The sequence below is a fragment of the Parashewanella curva genome, from assembly GCF_003675895.1.
GTDB lineage: Bacteria > Pseudomonadota > Gammaproteobacteria > Enterobacterales > Shewanellaceae > Parashewanella > Parashewanella curva.
Genome location: NZ_ML014897.1, coordinates 1 through 4,125, shown reverse-complemented (window position 1 = coordinate 4,125; position 4,125 = coordinate 1). Strand labels below are relative to the sequence as shown.

Sequence of the window (4,125 nt, the reverse complement as noted above, 5' to 3'; positions counted from 1 at the left end):
TTTAATTACGTAGGCTTGCTGCTGCCTCTAAGAAAAGCTGAGGGTATAAAATACTGAGCTTTTAGCAGATTGAGTTATATTGCTGTCGTAAAGAGGTAATCAAACTTGATTGACCGAGATTTGCTGGGATCTGAGTGATTTGCTTTTTTTCGTTTAATCTTGGTTATATTCTTTTTCGGTTTGGGCTTATTTGTCTTGTCAGTCATGCTACTTAATATTCCATTACCAGTGCAACACTATTGGTCAACATATAGATAACACAAACTCCTTCCTCAAGAAACACCTTTGTTCTCCATTTAGATAACACATGAAGCATAGAAATAGTTGTTGTCTAAATGGATAACCACTTGTCATTGCAACACTATGATTATCAAAAGAAAATGTACTCGTTTTTTTAATTGCTGAAGCGAGGGTGCATGAAAAAGTATCAAGAAATCAAATCTGAACGTGCTGAGAGTTTATCAAGCACCAGATTGCAAAAAATAGGCGAAGCAACAGGAGTAGTGCGCTTACAGTGCGCTGATATTTATATTGCAAACTGGTATCGAGATTGTGAATACAAAAAGTTCTCTGACTTTGTTAAGCAAAATATTAAAGAGATCAGTGATTCACAGGCGTACAAAATGGTTAATGCTGCAAAGTTAGAATATTGGTTAGAAGGTAGGAATGCAGTAGGGAGGTACTCGATTAGTGCTATGGAAGAACTCGCTAGCCTTAAGAATGAGAATAAAATTCTTGATGTATGGGAGCATTTCAAAATGTCAGGTATGAAGGAACCTACCGTAACTCTTATTAGGGAAATTTCAGAACAGCTCTGGCCTAAATCTATGGTTAAAGCTGTTCAACAAACTAATGAGTCTCGTACACGAGACTCGATTAAATACTCAAAAGGCCAAATTGTTAAGCATTTTGAGGCTCTTCCTAAAGAGGAAATGCCCCTAGTCATCGCAAAACTGCAATCAATGATAAGTACTTCTTGATTCTAATAGCAGTATTTAAAGTGTGGATTCAATCTATTTAACTAGTTAATTAATAAGGATATATTATGAGTACTCAATTAAAGTTAGAGTCAATCAATCTAGAATACACTGAGAAATTGAATGGTGATAAATCAGTAATAGATACTTGTGAAAAGCAAAGTGCAAATGAAGAGCTGGGTAATGCCCCTAAGTACTTAGAAGAATTCAGTGTTGATACAGATCAACTTACTCTTCTTTTTGATATAAAAACAGATACGAAAAAGCTTATAGATCAGCGGTTTGGTAGGTTAGCCAATTGCCTACTCAATATATATAAAAACCAAGAGGATAATTATTCTCTTAAGCAACTGATAAAGTCTGATTCTAACTATACTGCCGCAATAATGTTTCCTATCAATTTTGACTCAGGAGCTAAAATTCATGGCAATAGCGGAGTTCCATATCTCCATATCAGTATCAAACCTAATGGTAATCGAGCATATTTAAGAGTTGAGTTTAAAGGCTTTCCATACACCAATGAGCAACTTCTATCAATCAGAGTCATATTGTCATTTTTACTTGGTAAGCAATACGAAAGCTATATGTCGAAAGCTAGAGTATCTTCAATACATATAGCGTGTGATATTTTGGGGATGAGGCCAGATTATTTAGTGTTTGATAAGCTAAGGTCACAAAAAGGTAAAATATATTTCGGAAAAGATGGAAAAATAGAGTCTATTTATTTAGGGGAGCATAAGGCATCAAGTCATGTACTTATTTATGACCTAAATGCCAAGGCCCAGTCCTCGGGTGAAACTGAGCCTACTGATCAGGTGATGAGAGTTGAATGTAGGTATAAATTTAAAAAGTCAGATTTAATACAGTTTTCTAATGTAGCAGCTATTACAGATATGTTCGGGCAAATTAGTGGATACGATATACCTTCGATGGTTGAAAGTGAGTATTTTAGTCCTGATTTTATTGATGCAATTACTGGAAAAGGGCTTATTCCTATACTGCAAAAAAGGTCTCAAAAAGAAAAAAGTGAAATACAAGAAAAGATGAAAGTGTTTCAAGTTCACTGGTTTAGACAAGGTAAAATTTTTTCCGAATGGCAACGGTCTCTGGAAAAGTTTGAAGTACTGACGAAGCCAATAGGTGAAAAATTAGAAGGTGTTTACGAAGAGCTTAAAAATGAATTTAAGATGTCATTACCTAAAAAGTCAAAAAAAACACGAAAATTCAAAAAATAACACCAAATTTTAGTCGAAGACTGGTCTTGGAGGGAATAAAAAATGCCGAGGTTTTATGTGGTTTTTATCGGAAGAAAAACAGGGGTGTTTTTTGATGAATGGGATAATGTAAGGAAACTTGTTGATGGTTTTCGTTGTGCGAAATATCAACTCTTTTCCTCTAAAGATGAAGCTTGCGTTGCTTTTGATAGCTTTCAAAGTTCTTGATTCTAGCCCAAGAACATCTAATAACCGTGTCAAAAACACTGGCTGAGGTCATCTAAAAGTAGTGATATTGTGGATATAGCAGTATCACTACTCATTTCTTAATTATCTATCTCAAATTCAAACACATCTACTGGAGTTATTTATGACTACAGCGAGCCCTTATGCGCTTTATTTAAGTCGATTGTCTGAGAATAGTCAGCGATCTATACACTCTCAAATGCGAAGTATCGCTAAATTGATGAACTGGGACGATTCTAGCTACGAAGATAAGCTATCTGAAGTCGATTATGAGCAGATCTTAGTCATTCGTAGTTGTCTAACGCACGCTTGTTGGTCGCCTCGTTCTATCAATCGGGCGGTCACGGCCATTAAAAATATCGTTAAAACGGCTGCCTTATTAGGTCAGGCAGAGGTTAAGCAAGCTTCCGATCTTCAATCAGTTAAGCAAATGAAGTTTGCTGATCACCAAGGTACGCCATTAACCAGTAAGCAAGTAAACCAGCTCTTTATTCTATTAGATTTTGAGAACGGTGCCTTGGCAGCCAGAAACAGAGCCATTTTCGCCTTGTTTCTAGGTACAGGGTTAAGGCGGAGTGAGTTAGCCGATTTAAAGCTGGCTGATTACAACCCTAATGACCATTCGCTATCGGTTATAGGAAAGGGGAATAAGTATAGGGTTATTTTTCTTCCGAAGTGGGTCACTTTGCACTTAGAGCAATGGTTAAAGCACAGGGGTAAAAAGGCTGGTTACTTGATGTGCTGGTGCGCCAAACAAGGGAAAACCACTCTTCAAAGAGCTATGAGCCATCATACGTTGTACCGCCTTGAAAATACCTTGAAGAAAATAGGTATTCAAAATGCCTCCCCTCATGATTTAAGGCGAACTTATGTTACACGGCTTCTTGAGCAAGGCATCGATATAAACACCGTACGCCAAATGGCTGGTCACGCTAATGTTGCGACAACCACCATCTACGATAAACGTGATCAAGCTGTGATGAAAAAGGCAGCTGAGCAGTTGAGCTATCAGGGTGTTGGAACTGCTAGAGGCAAAACGCTATGAAGCAAAAGACCAACTTCTATCGAAAAGAGAACGGTTGTCATTATTTAGCTTCGGTGTTTTCTAGCTGGCTATTGGATTGCAATACATTACCCATAGATGAAAAACTGGATAGGCAGACTCTTTGTCGAATTGCAGGATCACACATCAAAACCAGTGCTGAGTGTGATATAGAAACCTTTGCTTCATTGCTGCCTTTAACGGATATTGAGCCAAGGAGCACCAGGGTTATACAAAATAATGCCGCCTTTTTATGTAAACAATTCGGACTAGAAGAAGAGTTGGCATCCGCTTTTGAGGTTATTTTAGTATTCAATACCAATCACGGATTGAAAGACCTTATCCATCAACTCTGCCTCAGTGGAGAGGAAGTTCTCAATGAAGCCATTGAGACTCGAATTGGCTTTGAGCGTAACTTTTTATCCTCAAAGATCCAGCCACTTATCGACTGTGGAATATTAGAGTATGGAACGCTAGAGCATCCGATATGTTCACAGGTAAATGCCCTTTATTTACCATTTGCATATTCCCGCCTAACGTGATCAAGAATTCCTGCCCATCGTGATCACTATTTCTTGCCTAACTGTGATCAAGTATTCTTGTTTTGTCGTGAACGATTTTTAGCCACTTCAGGAATTACCGATCA

At 37.7% G+C, this 4,125-nt stretch carries 5 protein-coding genes; all 5 read left to right on the top strand.

Annotated features, from left to right (window positions below; all coding sequences use genetic code 11):
- The first annotated feature begins 416 nt into the window (after positions 1-416).
- The 5 genes from D5018_RS20810 to D5018_RS20790 all read left to right on the top strand — a co-directional run bounded on the left by D5018_RS20810 (position 417) and on the right by D5018_RS20790 (position 4,021).
- A complete protein-coding gene (locus D5018_RS20810) occupies positions 417-980 on the top strand; it encodes a hypothetical protein (protein ID WP_121840892.1) in 564 nt (187 codons plus the stop codon).
- A 65-nt stretch (positions 981-1,045) separates the two neighbouring features.
- Positions 1,046-2,212, top strand: a complete 1,167-nt coding sequence (locus tag D5018_RS20805) for a hypothetical protein (RefSeq protein WP_121840891.1) — start codon at positions 1,046-1,048, stop codon at positions 2,210-2,212.
- A gap of 42 nt (positions 2,213-2,254) precedes the next feature.
- On the top strand, positions 2,255-2,419 hold the full coding sequence (locus tag D5018_RS20800; RefSeq protein WP_121840890.1) for an RNase H1/viroplasmin domain-containing protein: 165 nt from the start codon (positions 2,255-2,257) through the stop codon (positions 2,417-2,419).
- Between the two features lie 142 nt (positions 2,420-2,561).
- Positions 2,562-3,482, top strand: coding sequence for a tyrosine-type recombinase/integrase (locus tag D5018_RS20795; protein WP_121840889.1), 921 nt, complete (start codon positions 2,562-2,564; stop codon positions 3,480-3,482).
- The gene (locus D5018_RS20790) at positions 3,479-4,021 is read left to right on the top strand and encodes a hypothetical protein (RefSeq protein WP_121840888.1); all 543 of its coding nucleotides are present in this window, start codon (positions 3,479-3,481) and stop codon (positions 4,019-4,021) included. Before D5018_RS20795 ends, D5018_RS20790 begins: the two co-directional genes overlap by 4 nt.
- Positions 4,022-4,125: the final 104 nt, after the last annotated feature.

Coding starts and splice junctions, on each gene's coding strand:
- D5018_RS20795 (WP_121840889.1), top strand. CDS start 2,562: ATGACTACAGCGAGCCCTTATGCGCTTTATTTAAGTCGATTGTCTGAG.
- D5018_RS20790 (WP_121840888.1), top strand. CDS start 3,479: ATGAAGCAAAAGACCAACTTCTATCGAAAAGAGAACGGTTGTCATTAT.
- D5018_RS20800 (WP_121840890.1), top strand. CDS start 2,255: ATGCCGAGGTTTTATGTGGTTTTTATCGGAAGAAAAACAGGGGTGTTT.
- D5018_RS20810 (WP_121840892.1), top strand. CDS start 417: ATGAAAAAGTATCAAGAAATCAAATCTGAACGTGCTGAGAGTTTATCA.
- D5018_RS20805 (WP_121840891.1), top strand. CDS start 1,046: ATGAGTACTCAATTAAAGTTAGAGTCAATCAATCTAGAATACACTGAG.